Origin of the sequence: Paenibacillus lentus (genome assembly GCF_003931855.1) — a bacterium.
In the GTDB taxonomy this organism is placed as follows: domain Bacteria; phylum Bacillota; class Bacilli; order Paenibacillales; family Paenibacillaceae; genus Fontibacillus; species Fontibacillus lentus.
Genome location: NZ_CP034248.1, coordinates 769,384 through 787,176, shown reverse-complemented (window position 1 = coordinate 787,176; position 17,793 = coordinate 769,384). Strand labels below are relative to the sequence as shown.

15 protein-coding genes and 2 pseudogenes are annotated in these 17,793 nt (G+C 45.0%); 10 read left to right on the top strand and 7 right to left on the bottom strand.

Annotated features, from left to right (window positions below):
- Window positions 1–188: 188 nt before the first annotated feature.
- The 3 genes and pseudogenes from EIM92_RS03590 (at window position 189) to EIM92_RS03580 (ending at window position 3,139) form a co-directional block, all read left to right on the top strand.
- Window positions 189–530 carry a DUF485 domain-containing protein gene (locus tag EIM92_RS03590; protein ID WP_125081518.1) on the top strand — a complete coding sequence of 114 codons (342 nt, stop codon included), beginning with the start codon at window positions 189–191 and terminating at the stop codon, window positions 528–530.
- Between the two features lie 3 nt (window positions 531–533).
- Window positions 534–2,083: pseudogene (locus tag EIM92_RS03585) on the top strand (solute symporter family protein).
- A 135-nt stretch (window positions 2,084–2,218) separates the two neighbouring features.
- Complete coding sequence (locus tag EIM92_RS03580; RefSeq protein WP_125081517.1) at window positions 2,219–3,139, top strand: VOC family protein; 921 nt, start codon at window positions 2,219–2,221, stop codon at window positions 3,137–3,139.
- Between the two features lie 159 nt (window positions 3,140–3,298).
- Here EIM92_RS03580 and mcrC read toward each other — a convergent pair whose 3' ends face one another.
- Both mcrC and EIM92_RS03570 read right to left on the bottom strand, forming a co-directional pair.
- Entirely contained in the window at window positions 3,299–4,342 is a 1,044-nt protein-coding gene (mcrC, locus tag EIM92_RS03575; protein ID WP_246021196.1) for a 5-methylcytosine-specific restriction endonuclease system specificity protein McrC, read from the bottom strand.
- Window positions 4,335–5,894 carry an AAA family ATPase gene (locus tag EIM92_RS03570; RefSeq protein ID WP_125081516.1) on the bottom strand — a complete coding sequence of 520 codons (1,560 nt, stop codon included), beginning with the start codon at window positions 5,892–5,894 and terminating at the stop codon, window positions 4,335–4,337. The genes mcrC and EIM92_RS03570 overlap by 8 nt, the downstream gene beginning before the upstream one ends.
- A gap of 375 nt (window positions 5,895–6,269) precedes the next feature.
- Between EIM92_RS03570 and EIM92_RS03565 the strand changes: the two genes are divergently transcribed.
- The 4 genes from EIM92_RS03565 to EIM92_RS03550 are packed head-to-tail and all read left to right on the top strand — an operon-like array spanning window position 6,270 to window position 9,261.
- A complete protein-coding gene (locus tag EIM92_RS03565; protein WP_125081515.1) occupies window positions 6,270–6,935 on the top strand; it encodes an amino acid ABC transporter permease in 666 nt (221 codons plus the stop codon).
- Entirely contained in the window at window positions 6,916–7,593 is a 678-nt protein-coding gene (locus EIM92_RS03560; RefSeq protein WP_125081514.1) for an amino acid ABC transporter permease, read from the top strand. The genes EIM92_RS03565 and EIM92_RS03560 overlap by 20 nt, the downstream gene beginning before the upstream one ends.
- 24 nt (window positions 7,594–7,617) lie before the next feature.
- On the top strand, window positions 7,618–8,370 hold the full coding sequence (locus EIM92_RS03555; protein WP_125081513.1) for an amino acid ABC transporter ATP-binding protein: 753 nt from the start codon (window positions 7,618–7,620) through the stop codon (window positions 8,368–8,370).
- 21 nt (window positions 8,371–8,391) lie between these two features.
- Entirely contained in the window at window positions 8,392–9,261 is an 870-nt protein-coding gene (locus EIM92_RS03550; RefSeq protein WP_125081512.1) for a cysteine ABC transporter substrate-binding protein, read from the top strand.
- Between the two features lie 748 nt (window positions 9,262–10,009).
- Here EIM92_RS03550 and EIM92_RS03535 read toward each other — a convergent pair.
- Entirely contained in the window at window positions 10,010–10,999 is a 990-nt protein-coding gene (locus EIM92_RS03535) for a zinc-binding dehydrogenase (protein ID WP_125081510.1), read from the bottom strand.
- A 129-nt stretch (window positions 11,000–11,128) separates the two neighbouring features.
- On the opposite strand from EIM92_RS03535, the gene EIM92_RS03530 reads away from it, so the two are divergent.
- Complete coding sequence (locus tag EIM92_RS03530) at window positions 11,129–11,986, top strand: LysR family transcriptional regulator (protein ID WP_125081509.1); 858 nt, start codon at window positions 11,129–11,131, stop codon at window positions 11,984–11,986.
- A gap of 590 nt (window positions 11,987–12,576) precedes the next feature.
- Here EIM92_RS03530 and EIM92_RS03525 read toward each other — a convergent pair.
- Window positions 12,577–13,599, bottom strand: a complete 1,023-nt coding sequence (locus tag EIM92_RS03525; protein WP_125081508.1) for a hypothetical protein — start codon at window positions 13,597–13,599, stop codon at window positions 12,577–12,579.
- Between the two features lie 340 nt (window positions 13,600–13,939).
- Between EIM92_RS03525 and EIM92_RS03520 the strand changes: the two genes are divergently transcribed.
- A complete protein-coding gene (locus EIM92_RS03520) occupies window positions 13,940–14,155 on the top strand; it encodes a hypothetical protein (RefSeq protein ID WP_125081507.1) in 216 nt (71 codons plus the stop codon).
- Window positions 14,156–14,353: 198 nt separating this feature from the next.
- Here EIM92_RS03520 and tatC read toward each other — a convergent pair whose 3' ends face one another.
- The 3 genes and pseudogenes from tatC to EIM92_RS03505 all read right to left on the bottom strand — a co-directional run.
- Window positions 14,354–15,079 (bottom strand): twin-arginine translocase subunit TatC, encoded by a 726-nt coding sequence (tatC, locus tag EIM92_RS03515; RefSeq protein WP_125081506.1) that lies wholly within the window; start codon window positions 15,077–15,079, stop codon window positions 14,354–14,356.
- Window positions 15,080–15,089: 10 nt separating this feature from the next.
- Window positions 15,090–15,332, bottom strand: a complete 243-nt coding sequence (gene tatA / locus EIM92_RS03510) for a twin-arginine translocase TatA/TatE family subunit (RefSeq protein WP_125081505.1) — start codon at window positions 15,330–15,332, stop codon at window positions 15,090–15,092.
- A 26-nt stretch (window positions 15,333–15,358) separates the two neighbouring features.
- Window positions 15,359–16,534, bottom strand: a pseudogene (locus EIM92_RS03505) (PhoX family protein); the annotation flags it as partial.
- Between the two features lie 217 nt (window positions 16,535–16,751).
- On the opposite strand from EIM92_RS03505, the gene EIM92_RS03500 reads away from it, so the two are divergent.
- Window positions 16,752–17,690, top strand: coding sequence for an aldo/keto reductase family protein (locus EIM92_RS03500; protein WP_125081503.1), 939 nt, complete (start codon window positions 16,752–16,754; stop codon window positions 17,688–17,690).
- The last annotated feature ends 103 nt before the right edge of the window (window positions 17,691–17,793 follow it).

Sequence of the window (17,793 nt, the reverse complement as noted above, 5' to 3'; positions counted from 1 at the left end):
CTTCGATACTAAAATCCACAACCCACTGGGGTTGTGGGTTTTTGTGTTTTAGGGAAATGTCGTTTGCATATTCACAAACTGTTCACATATCCATTAAAAGTGGTGACCACTGAAATGGTACGGCATGCTTGAGAGCGCTTGGTATTTGTATGATGCAGGTACACTCATTGAATGAGAGGGGATTGCCGATGGGAAGTAAACCGTTAACCGCTGATCAGAAAAGGCAGAAGCTAACTCCCGCACAATACTCATCCATCGCGAAGTCGGATCAATTCAGAAAGCTGATTCGAGCCAAGAAAGCATTCATTATTCCTTTCACGATCTTCTTCCTCTGCTTCTATTTCGCTTTGCCGATTCTGACCTCCTACACAAACATCCTGAATCACTCCTTTTACAGAAGTATCACATGGGCTTGGGTCTTTGCCTTACTGCAATTTGTCATGACCTGGTCGCTTTGTATGATTTACTACAAAAAGGCTGCTAAGTTCGATAGAATTTCGGATGAAATTATAGCTGAGAAGGTGAGGTAGACGATGGATACGGCTGCATTTATGATGTTTTTAGCTATCGTTGCCCTGACACTTGTTATTACATACTGGGCTTCGAAAAAAAATAATTCGCCCAGCGAATTTTATACGGCTGGCGGCGGGCTGACCGGATGGCAGAATGGGATGGCGATTGCCGGAGACTATATGTCAGCGGCTTCGTTTTTAGGGATTGCGGGTTCGATTGCGCTAGCTGGATTTGATGGATTTTTCTACAGTATCGGATTCCTCGTTGCTTACTTAGTCGTCCTATTCCTGGTTGCGGAGCCTTTACGAAATTTAGGAAAGTATACGTTTGCGGATATGATCGCTGTTCGTTTTAAAACTACAAAAATCCGCGGCTTTGCTGCGTTTAATACGATGGTCATCTCCATCTTCTACATGATTGCCCAGCTGGTAGGGGCAGGAGCTTTGATCAAGCTGCTGCTCGGCATTGATTTTGCAACCGCTGTGATTATCGTAGGGATCCTCATGACTGTCTACGTTACATTTGGTGGAATGCACGCAACGAGCTGGGTACAGATTATTAAGGCGGTTCTACTGATGGGCGGCACGCTTCTCATCTCGATATTGGTGCTGCACAAATTCAACTGGAGCATCACAGGCATGTTCGATCAAATCAAAGAAGCAACCCCACTCCAAGAGAAATTTCTTCATCCTGGCGTGAAGTATAAAGATGGGCTGGATACCCTGTCCTTGACGATGGGGTTAGTTCTTGGAACTGCAGGCCTGCCTCATATTCTTGTCCGCTTCTTTACGGTTAGGAATGCAAAAATAGCCCGCAGCTCCGTGGTATACGCAACTTGGATTATCGGTCTTTTTTATGTGATGACGATTTTCCTAGGCTTTGGTGCTGCTGCCTTCGTTGGAAGTGGCGACATTACCGCTGCGGATCAGGCGGGGAACATGGCTGCTCCGCTACTCGCACAAGCGCTGGGCGGCAATCTGCTGTTCGCCTTTGTCTCTGCCGTAGCCTTCGCAACTATTCTCGCCGTTGTAGCAGGGCTTGTACTTACCGCCGCGACTGCCTTCTCTCATGATTTCTACAATCAAATTTTGAGAAAAGGGAAAGCGACCGAGAAGCAGCAGGTCAATATGGCCCGATACGCTTCCATCGGCATTTCTGTCATCTCGATTATCCTAGCCTTATTTGCTCAAAACCTTAACGTCGCTTTCCTAGTATCGCTGGCATTTGCCGTTGCGGCAAGTGCGAACCTGCCTGTGATCCTATATACGATTTTCTGGAAGCGATTCAATACAAACGGGGCGATCTGGGCTATGGTGGTGGGGCTGATCGCCTCTGTGGGACTCGTTATCGTCAGTCCAAATGTGTTTCATCCTGAGGCCGGAAAGGCGATCTTCGTCGGAAATCCTTGGTTTCCGCTTACGACTCCGGGGATTGTCTCGATTCCGCTTGGCTTCCTCGCTGGTTTGTGGGCACGATGCTGTCACGAAAAACAGGCAAAGCGGACCATCAAGTCGAATTCGATGAAATTCTTGTACGTTCCAATACAGGAATGGGGAACACGGTGATGTAAGCGGGCAATCTAAAATATTTATACGCAGCCCCTCGTCTAATCCAGTGAATAATGCCTAAAATGTGTTTGAACGGCTTAATTACGGTATATAACAATATAGAGTGCCAAAATCCTCCTTAAAGGGGCTGTTGAACCATGTCAATCCGTATAACCCATCAAAGAATTGTTCCGCATTTATGGTACGACAAGGAGGCAAAAGAAGCAGCAGAGCTTTACATTTCCTTGTTCCCGGACTCAAAAATGACGAATATAACCACATTACATAACACACCATCCGGCGATAGTGATCTAGTCTCTTTTGAAATATGGGGTCAAAGGTTTATGGCGATCAGCGGAGGACCCCATTTTAAAATCAACCCGTCTGTGTCTTTTATGGTTAATTTTGACCCATCCCGAGACGAAGCTGCGGAAGAGAGGTTAAATGAGGTTTGGAACAAATTATCGGATGGTGGCACAGCGTTAATGCCGCTTGATAAGTATCCATTCAGTGAGAGATACGGCTGGATTCAGGACAAATATGGTTTAACGTGGCAGTTAATTCTTACCAACCCGGAAGGCGAAGTACGTCCTACGATCATACCGTCGATGTTGTTTGTCGGTGATCTATGCGGTAAAACGGAGGAGGCAATTCATTTTTACTTGTCCGTATTTAAGAACTCAAAGCAAGGACTTACTGCTCGTTACCCCAAAGGCATGGAGCCCGACAAAGAAGGGACGATCATGTTCGCCGAATTCATGCTTGAAAATCAGTGGTTTACCGCAATGGACAGTGCGCATGAGCATGGGTTCAATTTCAACGAGGCAGTTTCCTTCATGGTGTATTGCGATACACAAGATGAAATCGACTACTACTGGGATAAGCTCTCTGCGGTTCCTGAGGCCGAGCAATGCGGTTGGCTGAAAGATAAGTATGGTGTGTCCTGGCAGATCGTGCCGAGAGGGATGGACGAGATGATGAGCAAGGGTACACCGGAGCAGATTGCTTCCGTAACCAAAGCATTTCTTCAAATGAAGAAATTTGATCTTGCAGAATTACATGAGGCATATAAAGGATAATGTGATTCAGCAATTTTCTAGTACGAGGCAAATACCGACTCTAACAGAAGCACTTGTGAAATTTGTTCAACAGAACAAGTTAGAATTCACTAAATCTAATCACATGAGAAGAGATGGCGGTATGTATATATCACCATCTCTCCTGTATTCCACTATCTCTTATTCCGTTAATAGCCAGGAACACAATGATTCCAATTGCTCAGTAATTCTATCCCATTCGCGCCCTAGGTCGAGCGTCTTCAAGCTGATGCGATTCCCGCTCAACACAAGGTCATTGTCCGGCGTAATGGATTCGTTGGTTTTGGCGTAGAGCAGAACACCGGCTACATTTCCTGATCCCAGCCTGTCCTTGTTCTTTACATACGTAAAAATCTGATACATGTGGCTTGATATAAACGATTTGCTATCATACATGCTGTTCGTCTGCATGGTCTTGCTGTACCATTTGGTATCAATGATGATGGTCTTTTCCTTATAAGTTAAAGTAATATCAGATTTCATCACAGGCAGCCAATACGTATCTTCGGCAATATCCCAATTAATATATGAAGCGCGTGGCGCAAATTCCGGATGGTGTCTCTGGTAGTACGCCAAAACAAAACGCTCATAGAGCCGATGCATTTGTTCATCAGCAAGCCACCTCGCTAAGCGATACCCCCCCGACTCCGTTGTCAGTAATAAACCATTGATCACAAGCCAACAAATGTTGATCAGCATTTTGTATGTAGCATTATTACGGTGGTATCTCAGCGCATCCCATCGGATTGCACGCGGCGCAATGTCTGTTACATTGCCGAGGTACATTAGCAACTTGCGTAATTCTTTCTTGTAATCGGGCCTCACCGAACCCATTCTAAGCAATAGGAGCATCGTTTGTTTCAAAATCTGATTATGCAGCGTATCCTCGGTAAACTCGTCGAACAAACAGACCATTTTCCGACGTAACATAGTCTGTTGTTTAATCGACTCTGTAATTTGGATTCTCCCCCGCAAGCTACCGATCGTCTCCTCCTGCGGAACATAATTTTTGTGCAGGCCTCGCCGAATCTGATCGCCTACTCCGCGGATCAAGATCGCTGCAAACAAATCGTGGATATGGTCAAACTCTTCGGCCGCAACCTGATCTATCCCAGCTTCATGAAGATTTTGACTCGCATAAGAGAGCATATAATAAATATTTTTCACTTTGATGGAATCAGCCACGAATAGCACCTCTAAGCGCGCTAATCCAATGCTCCACCTTGGATGGATCATCGAACCAATATTCATGTAGCAATGGAAGTAACTCATAATCCACAACTTCGGACAACCAGGCGTCATCTATAGTTTCCGCTGTACAAAAGTAACTATGTCCAATCTGAAAACCACTTCCTAGTGAGGCATCTTCTACGATTGCAGCATTCAACTTCACTACAGCTCCTATCAGGGCATCAAACTTTGTATTATTTACTTTCATCTGATAGGCTCTAAAACCCTCTGTTGCAAAAGCCGGCTCTATCTCAAAGAACGCAAATCTTCGACGTAACGCGTAGTCGATCATCGCCAAGCTGCGGTCAGCCGTATTCATCATACCGATAATATGAACATTGTCTGGTACGGAGAACAGCTCATCTTTATACAAGAGTCGGATCGCGTTATCTTCACCCCGCTTGTCGTTCTCGATCAACATCAGCAATTCGCCAAAAATTTTACTCAAGTTGCCACGGTTAATTTCATCAATAATAAAGAAGTGTTCGCGGTCATCCTCTTTCGCGCGTTTACAAAATTCATAGAAGGGGCCTTTGGTGAGTACGAATGCATTACCCTCTGGACGGTATCCCATAATGAAATCTTCATAACTGTAACTTTGGTGGAACTGCACCATTCTGACCCGGTCTCTATCTTTCTTGCCCATGATGGAGAAAGCTAGCCGTTGAGCCGCATAAGTTTTGCCTACCCCTGGCGCCCCCTGCAAAATGACATTTTTCTTGCGCAGGAGCAAGCCCTTTAGTGTGCGATATCGCTCCTCTGTCATATATACTTCGTTGAGAAAGTCGTCAACCGAATAATCGGGATATTCGATTTCAGGTTCTCCCGCCACCATATCGGTAAACGCATTTTCGCTTAATTCTTTAAGGAATCGGGCATACATCTTCATTCCGTTGGAGTAGGCCTTATTGCCAGCAGCAAGGTCCACCTCTTCGAAGTTCGGAGCGGCCAAAATAACCTCGCGTACTTCTTCAAATTCATCATAGGAGAAATAATTAAATAAATCGTGGTGAATTTCGCCGACAAGGTTCAGCTTAGCCGTCGAGTTTTTGAGCGAGCTGGAATACTGGCTAATCGTCTTAGGACTGTATGGTTCACCGTTTGACTTTTTCTGATTTCGCATCCACGATTGAAACTCTGATCTTAGATACATTTTTGTTATTCTCCCGCCACTCCAGTCTATTGGCAATGAAGGATAGTTCTCATCAAGGAATGATTTGAGCAGACGCAACGATGATAGATAATAATCCGCACGAGCGTCGGGAGAGTCATATTTTTTCTGATAGGCAAAGTAATCGTGGATATGATCGCGTACCTCTAGCATGGATTCTTCGCTGGCCAGACCGGCCCAGAAATCAACGCCAATATCATTGTTCAGCGCGAAAAAAGCATCGGACATCCGTGTGGATAATGTACTCTCATTCCATTCCGGATGGATACCTTGTAAATACTTTCTGAATTCATTCCGAAGATTATGATACTGTTGGATAGTTATGGTTGCACTCATCTGATCACCTACATATGACAAAATATTTTAAACTCCAACAAACTTATTGCTCAAAAGTACAATATATTAATAAGTCAGTTCGACATCAAATACCGTTTACCTTTATATCTCTTACTGATTAGCCGGTGGGAAATATTTCCGTAGATGAAGATCGTAGATTCTAATTCCGTCCATGAATGCCTCCAGCTCCTAAAGCATAGTTATTTAGTAGGGATAGTGTGAATAAAATCATATCATGCTGCGTAAGGTTACTATAAGATTTAAACTAATCATCAAATCATAGTTAAACAGTGCGAATACAATGGTTATTGGTAGTAGTTAAAAATGATGATTTTCATGATTTACATATTAACGAAAAAATAAAGGGTTGTGCTTATGAATTTGGACTGGGAGTTTATTGTTGAAAGCTTGCCTCTCTATGGAGATGCTATGTGGTTGACCGTGAAGCTAGCTTTCTGGGGAATCCTTTTCTCACTAGTTTTAGGATTGTTGTTTAGTGTTGCTTTGCATTATAAGGTACCGTTGCTCTCGGGTGTAATTGTTGTTTATGTCGAGTTATCTAGAAACACTCCATTACTGGTTCAATTATTCTTTTTATATTACGGTCTGCCCAAAATTGGAATTTACATGAGCGAAACAACCTGTGCAATAGTCGGGCTGACGTTTCTTGGTGGAAGCTACATGACCGAGGCCTTCCGTAGTGGAATTGAGGCCGTAAGCAGGTCGCAAATTGAATCGGGCCTAAGCATTGGGCTGTCCAAAGTCCAGCTTGCAAGATATGTGATTCTTCCACAGGCGTATGCGATTAGTATTCCTTCATTGGGGGCCAATGCCATTTTCCTGTTAAAAGAGACTTCGATTGTTGGCGCGATCGCATTAATGGACTTAATGAATGTGGCAAAGGATTTGATTGGGATGCACTACAAAACAGCAGAATCTCTATCGCTTCTCGTTATGTCTTATCTTATTTTGATCTTGCCTTTGTCTCTTGTGCTGTCATGGGTAGAAAGGAAGGTAAGATATGCAGAATTTGGGGGTTGAAGTGCTGTTTGAGGGCTCCAATATGGAGCGATTGCTAGGAGGCCTGCTCGTAACGATTAAAATTTCGTTTATCTCCATTGCGCTCGGGGCAATATTAGGCCTATTTATGGGATTGCTCAGGACGCTGCCAATCAAGGTGCTTCAAATTATTTTACGCGTATATCTTGAGGTGTTCCGAATTATTCCGATCTTGGTATGGCTCTATGTCGTCTACTTTGGCTTCACACCTTTGTTTGATATTCATATTAGCGGAGAAGTGACAGCTATACTTGTATTTAGCTTATGGGGCGCAGCGGAAATTGGGGACATCGTACGTGGCGCCTTAGAATCTATGCCAAAGCATCAAAAGGATTCGGCTAAAGCATTAGGTCTGAGCAGCGGACAGATTTATCGATATATCCTCATCCCGCAGGCGGTACGAAGAATGCTGCCAGGCTCGATCAATCTGGCGACGCGTATGGTGAAGACGACATCCCTTGTTGTATTAATTGGAGTAATCGAGGTAGTGAAAATTGGACAACAAATAATTGAGTTGGGTGTAATTAAGGCGCCTTCGGCCTCATTTTGGGTATATGGTTTTATTTTCATATTATATTTTCTCGTATGTTATCCGTTATCCGTCATTTCTAGACGTTTTGAGCGCAGATGGCAAAATTAGCGATGAGGAAGGAACGTTATTTTTATGGGGGATTCTAAAGAACTACTGCTTGAAATAAAAAATTTACAGAAAAGCTTCGGGGATCGACAGGTATTGGAAGGAATCGATTTACAGGTAAGGAAAGGGGATGTAATCGTCATTCTTGGTCCATCAGGATGCGGCAAAAGCACATTCCTGCGCTGTCTGAACGGACTGGAATCGGTTCAAGGGGGAGAAATCCAATACCTCGGTCGCAATCTAGCTCATGATCATGTGGATTGGCGTGAAATAAGGCAGCATATCGGCATGGTGTTTCAGAATTATGACTTATTTCCGCATATGACGGTCATCGACAATATTTTGCTAGGACCATTGAAGGTACAGAAGAGAGATAAGAAGGAGGCGCTTCAGCAAGCTGAGCAATTACTTGATCGGGTCGGATTGCTTGATCGTAAGGATGCCTATCCACGGGAACTTTCCGGGGGGCAGAAGCAGAGAATTGCGATTGTCAGAGCTTTGTGTATGAATCCGGGCATTATTCTGTTTGATGAAGTGACAGCATCGCTTGATCCAGAAATGGTCAGGGAAGTACTTGATGTCATATTAGAGCTCGCCAACCTGGGAATGACGATGATCATTGTGACACATGAGATGGGCTTTGCGAGATCCGTAGGAGATTTCATTGTCTTTATGGATCAGGGCAAAATTTGTGAGATTGCTACGGCGGAGCAATTTTTTACCCAGCCAGCAACAGAGCGTGCACAGCACTTTCTGGATATATTTCAGTACGAAAAATGATAGAAATAGGGGATGAGAGAAATGAAGAAAAGCAGAAGCTTATTTGTTTTAACCTTGATTATGAGTTTGCTATTGGTAGGATTGACCGCTTGCGGAGGCTCCGGGAATAGTGGGGAATCCAAATCCAAATTTAATTCAATCGAGCAGATTAAAAAGAATGGCAAGGTCAGAATTGGGGTATTTGCTGATAAGCCGCCATTTGGTTATGTAGATTCTGATGGTAAGAATCAGGGCTTTGACGTTTATATTGCCAAACGGTTTGCCAAAGACCTGCTTGGGGATGAATCGAAGGTTGAATTCGTACTTGTGGATGCAGCCAGCCGTGTCGCTTATTTGGAATCCAACAAGGTGGATATTATTATGGCTAACTTTACCGTAACCGACGAGCGAAAGGAAAAAGTTGATTTTGCCAATCCATATATGAAGCTTTCCTTTGGAATTGTGTCACCGGATAGCGCACCTATTACTTCGATTGATCAGCTCAAAGAAAAAGGTCAGCGATTGATTGTGGCTAAGGGTACAACGGCAGAAACTTATTTTACAAAAGAATACCCGGAGATCGAGCTGCTCAAATTTGATCAGTATACGGAAATCTTCGCAGCGCTTAAAGATGGACGTGGTGCCGCAATTGCAAATGATAATACAGAGTTGATCGCATGGGCGAAGTCCAACCCTGGTTTCACGGTTAGTATTCCGGCTTTTGGTGGCCAAGATACGATCGCTCCAGCCGTAGCTAAAGGAAATACAGAGCTGCTGGACTGGATTAATACCGAGCTCGATAACCTCGGCAAGGAGCAGTTTATTCACCAAGCCTACAAAGAAACATTGAATGAAGTTTATGGTGAGGGTTATGCCGAAGAGCTTGTAGTAGAAGGCGGCAGGCTGGAATAGGAAAAGGTGAGGCTAGAATTTGGCCTCCATTTATAGCATCAGAAAAGCGACCGTATTCGGCCGCTTTTTTTAGCAGAAGGGGACATTTTTAGAATATAATCTCCGGGATGGGGATGGCCAATAGCCCGTCATGAGCTAAAAGTAAAACGGGACGCTCGTCTCACTACGGGAGGACATTCTATTAGGTCAGAACCACAAAGGAATGATTCAAATGAGAAGATTTTCAAAACGAAATAAGGCGGCCCTACTGTATGCTCGGTCGTCCCTGGCAATTGAAGGTATTCACCTTACTGCACGAGAAAATCAATTATTGTTAGAGAGAAGTAATGGACGAATGAAGAACTCTGAATTTCTAGCCCGTGCTGTAAAAATTGCGAAGAATGTATGATCAGGAGGACTCCCGGTATTGTTATCCGGGAACCGAAGTTTTAATTAATATTCCTGGGCTTCGTGAACAAAAACAGCTTGATGCCTATGAACGTTTGGTAACAGCAGATCGTTTAAGAATACTTGGATGCTATGATTGAGTCTCCCGTCAGTAGTATCCGATTAAGAAATGTGTTAACTTTACTCATAGAAGAAGCGGAATAATTAAGCTAATTATTTCGAAGCTCCTCGCCTCCACCATGTAAATCCAGAACCGCATGAGGTTGTGGATTTTTGTTGTTTATAGAGAACAGAAGGGCAAGCTGGCCCCGACGAATGTGGAGATACAGGCTGTGACTTTATGGGATGAATATCACAAGCCTCAATCAATTCTTATTCCAATATTCCCAGATTGCTCCCCCTGCTGCATTCGCTGAAAGGCTTGAAGGGTGTCTTGTAAAGGATACACACTATCAATGATAGGGCGTATCGAGTGGAGTTCCATAAATTGAAGCATAGCAATAAACTCTTCACTGCTTCCCATTGAGGTGCCGATGATACTGATTTGGGGGTAAAATATGGAACGTATTGCTATTTCCATTCGATCTCCTGAGCTGGCTCCAAATGTCACGATACGGCCATTTGGCTTAATGATATCAAAATACTGTTGGAACGTCGCTGGCCCGATACTGTCCAAGATGAGATCCACTGTTTCTCCTTTCATACTTTTCTTCCAATCACTATGACTGTCAAAGGCATGATCTGCCCCGTGTGCAAGAGCAGCTTGCCTTTTGGTTTCACTGCGTGATGTGACACTGACTCGTGCCCCCACCGCTGAAGCCATAAGCATGGCATAAGTCGCCACCCCCCCACCAATACCAGGAATAAGGATATGCTCACCTTGCTTTAAGCGGCCTCTTGTGAACAAAGCCCGATAGGCTGTCAAGGCAGACAAGGGCAACACGCCTGCTTCTTCCCAAGTCAGGTAATTTGGCTTGCTGAAGGCATTCTGTGCAGGGATGATGATAGACTCGGCGAATGTACCATCTGAAGGGCCGCCCACTATGGCTGGAACGGTCGGGACATCGTGGATGACTCCCCATCCGAGACACGGATAAATAATTACATCGGTGCCTACTGTAAGGTGTGTTACGCCTTCACCTACGGCTTCGATTCTACCCGCGCCATCAGAACCCATAATTAGGGGAGCATCCTCATTTGTTCGATCCGCCATGAGAAATAAGTCTCGATGATTCAACCCTGCAGTTTTCAGCCGTACTTTTACTTCGTCGAAGCCCGGTTGTTTGTCAATAACATCTTTATATATCAAGCCCTTCAAACCGCTCATCCCAGCATGTACGATTGCTTTCATCCTAATTCCTCCAGTAATATGTAATTCGCTGAATCTATTTTGAATTGTACAGAGTAGGGATCATACAGTAAAATAAACAAAATCGAATGTGAGTATCATAAATGATCATACTAAGCAGGTGACATCGAAATGGAAAGCGGAGATTTAAGAATATTTCAAGCTGTAGCTCGAGAGGGGAGCATAACCAAGGCTGCGCAAATATTGAACTATGTACAGTCTAATGTGACGACGCGAATTCAGCATCTTGAGGCTCAGTTGAAAATCCCCCTTTTTCGACGATCCAATCGAGGGATGACGCTAACCCCAGCTGGCGAGAATTTACTGGGATATGCGGATGAAATACTGACTCTGATGGACGAGGCTGTGAAATCTACACAATACTCGGATCATCCTGCAGGTCCTCTTCGGATAGGTTCCATTGAAACGACTGCAGTCATTCATCTGACTCCTCTATTGGCCGAATATCAATCACGATATCCGGATGTTAATTTATCGCTCATTACGGGTGTGACACATACTCTCTTACAAAAGGTGTTGGAGTACGAGCTTGATGGAGCGTTCGTCTATGGCCCTGTTGACGATCCAGATATAGAATATATCTCGGCTTTTGAAGAGGAATTGGTGCTGATCTCTGAGCCGGGAAAAAGTGATATGCATGAGTTGCTTACGAAGCCGATGTTGTTCTTTGACGTTGGATGCACGCATCGGACAAAAGCAGAGAATTTTCTGAGAGGAACTGGCCTGGCCTCATATCAGATTATGGAGTTTGGCACGTTAGCAGTTATTCTAGATGGGGTTTCCACCGGGCTCGGTGTGTCTATGCTACCACGGTCGTCAATTGCCAAGGCGGAAGAGAAGGGCATAATCGCTTCCCACCGCTTGCCTGAAGAGTACCGGGATTTGCAGGTATGGTTTGTGCACAGACATGACTCGACTTACTCAAGTGCGTTGTCAAGGTTAATACAATTAGTTGAAACTAAGCAATAATAGTTAACCCGCACCGATCGATAGCGGCGAGTGTTAGTGCCTGACCATATATCATCAAACGATCTAAGCAACATGTGGCGGCGAATTGTGGATTTGCACAGCCACGTTTCGCCTCCATATTGAAAACCCGCTCATTAAGCGGGTTTTCCTAATATATGAGTAGCACTCTATTGTTCCGATGTTAATTTTCTGGTTTAGCTCAATAATAATCAGCAGCAGAATTGGTGTCTTGGAGTTGCTCTACTTACGATACAATCTTTTTCTCTGCTTTCAACAATTTTTGATAAGCAAATGTGCCTGATATCCCTTGGAAAAAGGCGTAAGCAATATAAACCGTCATAATCATAGTTCCGGCATTGATTTGAGTCGGGTACTCCATGAATTGGTACGCTTTTGAAAATACATAGAAACTAAATAACAATAGAGCACATACTCTTATATACGTTGAGGAGAACAGTCATTGTAATACAGAGCACAGCCCCAATTAAGCATTGATTGACTTTTGTGTCGGTTTTGTTCGTGATTGTAGGTAACACTATGAAATCCCTCTTAAAAATAGCCGTAATTATAAATGCGAAATTTCAACAAGCTCATTTTAACTTCCAGGATCGAGCTATTTTCTCAAAGTCAGCCTTATTAAGTTGATCCAACTGATCGGCTTCTATGAGAATGATGGTTTGGTCTATAAATATGTAACAATATTGTTTGATTACCGCATTTGCTGATTGTGTCTCTATGCCGGATACATAGGATATGTTGGCGGGATAACCATCAATCTCAACATCTTCTGAATGAATAACTTCTAAGTTGGAGTAATAATTTCGCTGCAAGTTCATTTTGTCTAAGAATGCTTGCCGATCTTCGGCTGACACGGTTTGTTGAAGGTTTAATACGCTTAATAAGGGCTCACCTGCAGGGACGGGAAATACACCATCTTTGTTATATAGCTCCATAGTGCCGTGCTGCTTCGCCAGCTTCCAATCGGTTGGCAAATCAAGTGAGTAGTAGAGATTCGCTTCGGATGATTCTTCTGTCCATTGAAAGGAGGCCAGCATGTCCGTGATTTGATCTTCAATGAGAATGAAGTTCTCTTCTGGAGCGGTTACTTGGATTTGTGCTGCTGTTTGTCCCTTACTGCCTAGAATATAAATCCATTGAACATAAGTGACCCCGTCGCTAATGAGATGACATTTGATAAGAAGAGCTTGATGGCTCGCCTCAGTATGTATCTTCTCCTTGGAAAGGAGCTCCAATCCTTTGGTTTGTAGTCGATCTGCTGTGAACAAGTTGTCAAAATAGTGGACGGCTTGAGTTCCATCAGGAACGGGAAGTTCTATAACCATAATGCTGGTCTGGTGCTTCACGCTCTCATAGCCGACAAATCCACCTGCTAGCTGAAATTCGGCTGATGGGACAAAGCTCAAGGACGTCCCAGGAATCGCTACATGTTCGTCTTGGACTCCTGTACTCATTTCTTTCGCAGAGTCAAGAGGTATGGGCTTCTCCGAGGCAGTCAAATTTGAATTGCTGATGTTATTCGTAGCAGCGGGAGAGGAGGAACATCCTACTAACAGGATAAACGAGGCTGCCAGTGTAATTAGCTTGTAGTACATGATTTGTGATAATCTACCTTTCTGAGCACCCTAAAATTTGGGTGGTAGGTGCATCATTACAATATATCGGAAGAAAACAGCAAAGATTTAGAATTTATTCCAGTTATATGATTGCTCGGCGAGTGTGCCTTTTTGAGGAGCTAGTTTCAAATTGCGGATTTATCACGCTATATTCTCTGTATAGTAACCCTTATAGGTAAGGGGGACCTATTTAGGGAATAATATACAACAAACGATATTATATATGATAAAATTACATATATGAATGGAGTATTACTCATTAGACTTAACTGTAATTTCAAGGAGCCAATCAGAAGTCACAGAATGGAGTATTAATATAGTGAAGAAAATAATAGCTTTAGTAATGGTTACAACGGTAATTGGAGCTGCTGTAGTCGCTGGAACATCAATAATTCAAGCTTCTGGTAATAAAGTAGCTGACTCGAAATTCATCTCTGGTGATACTCTTCCAGCTAATTTACAGTATGACTCTGACCATCCAGATAAAATTTATGTTAAGGGTGGAATTTTTGTTAAAGCGGATAAATCAATATAAGTTACAGTGACAAAGAAGTGGTAAATGACGTATACAAAGTCACGGATAAAACTAACGTTATCTTGGCTTACGATGCAATTTATCTAAGAACAACAGAATCAAAATAATGTCTAGTGAATGTAGGAGGGGCTGCCAAAAAGTCATCGTAGATGACTTAGGTCGCCCCTTTGTGTTCATAGAAAGAGACCGCGGCAGCGATTAAGCAACGGTCTCCAATTTTTTGCGTTTCCGGTAGACTATTTTGGATAAGGTGACGCTGACCTCGTATAGCAGGAACAGCGGGATAATGACGAGTACGTCAGACACGATATCCGGCGGCGTGATTAATACGGCGGTTACAGCGAGGGAGAAATAAGACAATTTTCGGGCTTTGGCGAGCCGCGCAGGATTCAGAATCCCAATTCGAGTGAGGAACATGACGGTGATCGGCATTTCGAACAACAGTCCGAAAGGCACCGTCATGCTGAGGATAAATGAGAAATACTTATCCGCCGTATACATCGTGGTAAAATCGCCGGACATGCTCTCCAAAAATTGAAGCACCATCGGAAAAATGATCCCGTATCCGAAGGAAATGCCTCCTACAAACAAGATGGGCAGCCATGGGATGTAAGCCAGTGATGCCCGCTGCTCGCGCGGCTCCAGAGCCGGCTTCACGAACTGCCAGATTTGGTACGCGGCAATCGGCAGCGTCACCGCAATCGCGACGACTCCTGCCAATTTCAAATAGACCCATAGGACGTCGGATGGAGCTAGAATCGCCAGCTTTTGATCCAAATCCCGCACAAGCCAGCGATAAATCTCCTTCACATAGACGAAGGCGCCGCAGAGGGCTACGATAAACGCGATAAGCGTAAACATGATTCTGCGGCGCAGTTCGCTCAAGTGGCCGACGAAGCTGGTGTCTGAGCTTTCGACCTTCATGACGATCTCCTTATCCTTTCTTGGAATCCACAGCCGTCAGGCGTGTCCCTTGTTCAGCAGTGGACGATGCTTCTTTGCCCCCGATATTGTCTTCTTTGTCGTCGTCAATCATCTGACGTGTGGCGCTCTTGAATTCGCTAAGCGTGCGCCCGAAGGCGCGTCCGAGCTCCGGCAGCTTGGAGGGGCCGAAAATGATCAAAGCGATGATCAGGATGACGATGAGTCCGCCGATACCGATATTTCCGAATGGCATAGATAGGTCTCCTCTCGATTCAATGATTAGCCGAGCTTGAACCCGCGGATGGCTACGACGGCTTCGCGAGGGATTTTGTCTCCTTGACGATGCGGCCACATACTGGTTGGCTTGCTTGCGTCCGTGGTGTTCTCGCCCGGGTGCTGGATGGACAAGAACAGCGTGCGCTCATCCGGGGTAAAGAACGGTCCGGTCATCTCGCATTCCTTTGGCCCGGAAGCAAATTGCAGGGCTTCGCCTTGGCTTGGGCCAGACGTAGGGATAACGAACAAGCCGTTGTTCTTAAATGAGGTATATACCCCCTTGTTCAAACTGCTAGATGAAATATCGGTCACGACCCATAGATGGCCGTTCGAGTCAAAGGCCAGGTTGTCCGGTGAGCTAAAGCCGGATTGACGTCCGCCTGCAGCGAAGATCTCGAAGTCGAACGAGGTGGAGCCCAGATCGTTGTCCGTTTCAAAAATACGGGTGATATGCCCGTGAATGTTGCCGTGGTTATCGTTGTTGGTGTGACAGATAAAGACGGTGTTATCGAACGGGGAAATTTCCACGTCCTCAGGCCGATCCGTCGGGGTTCCGCCTACGAGCAGCGCGGCTTCATGACAGTTCGTTACGACGTCGCCTTGCGTCTGGAATTTTTGCAGCAGTTCTTCTTTAGTGCCCTTCACGCCGGAGGGGGCTTTGAACTTGTCATTATGAAGCACCTTCTTCACGGCATCGATGGATACTTCAGCCCATTTGCCGCCCTTCAGGTTGGCGACGTATAGCGTGCCCTCGGAGAGCAGGTCGGAATTACTGCGGCCCTTTGCGGCATCGTATTTCCCCTTGGTTACGAACTTGTAGACGCAAGCATCTTTCTTATCGTCCCCCATGTACACGACGACACGGCCGTCCTTCGCAATGCCCATGGCTGTGTTCTCATGGTTGAAGCGGCCGAGCGCCGTATGTTTCCGCAGGAATTTACTGTCGAAAGGATCGATTTCAACGACCCAGCCATAATGCGTATCATTCAAACTGGCATATCTCGCTGTTGCGCCAAAGTTCTCTTCGCAGGACATGACAGTATTCCATAGCGTAACGCCACCGGAGCAGTTGGCAAACGTTCCGGTAACGGAGGAGACATTGCCGACCGCTTTGGAATTTTTGGCAGGGCCAGTCAGTTCAAATTTCGTGAAGCCGTTAATGCGGCGGGCATGACTAGAATAGTAGATCGATGTAACGGGGATGTTAGCGAAAATACATAAAATTGTAAAATATCATATTTGAAATTAATAAATTCTTATTTTATGGAGCTTGTTGCGTGGTTAAACGTCTTGGGCAAGTGAGATCAGCACAAAGTTCAAAGACCAGATGAATTGATGTAGAATGAGAGGAACAGGAAATAAAAGTGTTTACATCATTCATAGAGGAGGCTATGCAATGAGATACAGAAGATTAGGCGAAAGTGGGCTAAAAGTCAGCGAAATCAGCTTGGGCAGTTGGCTTACATATGGTGGTTACGTGGAACGGGACAACGCGGTGAGTTCGATTAAAACTGCCTATGATCTGGGAATCAACTTTTTTGATACGGCCAATGTTTATGAGAAAGGGGCCGCGGAAGAGCTGGTTGGAAAAGCTCTGAAGGCATATCCACGTGAATCCTATGTGCTTGCTACGAAAGCTTTCTGGCCCATGGGCGAAGGCCCGAACGACCGTGGATTGTCGCGCAAGCATATTATCGAGCAGGCCAACGCTAGTTTGAAGCGCCTTGGACACGATTACGTGGATATATTTTATTGTCACCGCTATGATCCAGAGACGCCTCTGCACGAAACGCTGCGCGCCATCGACGATCTGATTCGCCAAGGCAAAGTGTTATATGCCGGCGTAAGCGAGTGGCAAGCCTCCCAAATCGCGGAGGCGCTTGGTGTTGCCGACCGTTATTTGCTGGATCGTATCGTCGTTAACCAGCCCGTGTACAATATGTTCGATCGTTATATCGAGAAGGAAATCATCCCGCTTTGCGAACGCTCCGGCATTGGTCAGGTCGTCTTCTCTCCGCTTGCGCAAGGTTTGCTGACTGGCAAATATACATCTGCCACCAACATTCCGCAGGACAGCCGGGCGGCCAAGCTTGAGCGGATGCGTAATAGAATCACGGAAGAGAAGATTGCCAGAGTGCAGCAGCTAGAATCGGTTGCAGGGGAGCTGGGAATTACCGTGGGCAATCTTGCGTTGGCCTGGATACTGAGCAAGAAAAACATAGCAAGTGCACTGGTTGGCGCCAGCCGCCCGGAGCAGGTAACAGAAAATGTCAAGGCGTCAGGGGTGGATCTCAGCGAAGACGTTCTGAGCCGTATCGAAGAAATCCTGAAATAGGAGAGACATTGGGATGGCAGTGCGTAAGCATTGACGTTCCCGATTCATTCATATAATGGGCCGTACTCAAAAGCGACTCGCTTTGAATCGGCCTTTTTTAAAG

Bases quoted from the DNA above. Each gene is read 5' to 3' on its own strand.
- EIM92_RS03590 (WP_125081518.1), top strand. From the start codon at position 189: ATGGGAAGTAAACCGTTAACCGCTGATCAGAAAAGGCAGAAGCTAACT.
- EIM92_RS03580 (WP_125081517.1), top strand. From the start codon at position 2,219: ATGTCAATCCGTATAACCCATCAAAGAATTGTTCCGCATTTATGGTAC.
- EIM92_RS03570 (WP_125081516.1), bottom strand. From the start codon at position 5,894: ATGAGTGCAACCATAACTATCCAACAGTATCATAATCTTCGGAATGAA.
- EIM92_RS03565 (WP_125081515.1), top strand. From the start codon at position 6,270: ATGAATTTGGACTGGGAGTTTATTGTTGAAAGCTTGCCTCTCTATGGA.
- EIM92_RS03560 (WP_125081514.1), top strand. From the start codon at position 6,916: ATGCAGAATTTGGGGGTTGAAGTGCTGTTTGAGGGCTCCAATATGGAG.
- EIM92_RS03555 (WP_125081513.1), top strand. From the start codon at position 7,618: ATGGGGGATTCTAAAGAACTACTGCTTGAAATAAAAAATTTACAGAAA.
- EIM92_RS03550 (WP_125081512.1), top strand. From the start codon at position 8,392: ATGAAGAAAAGCAGAAGCTTATTTGTTTTAACCTTGATTATGAGTTTG.
- EIM92_RS03535 (WP_125081510.1), bottom strand. From the start codon at position 10,999: ATGAAAGCAATCGTACATGCTGGGATGAGCGGTTTGAAGGGCTTGATA.
- EIM92_RS03530 (WP_125081509.1), top strand. From the start codon at position 11,129: ATGGAAAGCGGAGATTTAAGAATATTTCAAGCTGTAGCTCGAGAGGGG.
- EIM92_RS03525 (WP_125081508.1), bottom strand. From the start codon at position 13,599: ATGTACTACAAGCTAATTACACTGGCAGCCTCGTTTATCCTGTTAGTA.
- tatC (WP_125081506.1), bottom strand. From the start codon at position 15,079: ATGAAGGTCGAAAGCTCAGACACCAGCTTCGTCGGCCACTTGAGCGAA.
- tatA (WP_125081505.1), bottom strand. From the start codon at position 15,332: ATGCCATTCGGAAATATCGGTATCGGCGGACTCATCGTCATCCTGATC.
- EIM92_RS03500 (WP_125081503.1), top strand. From the start codon at position 16,752: ATGAGATACAGAAGATTAGGCGAAAGTGGGCTAAAAGTCAGCGAAATC.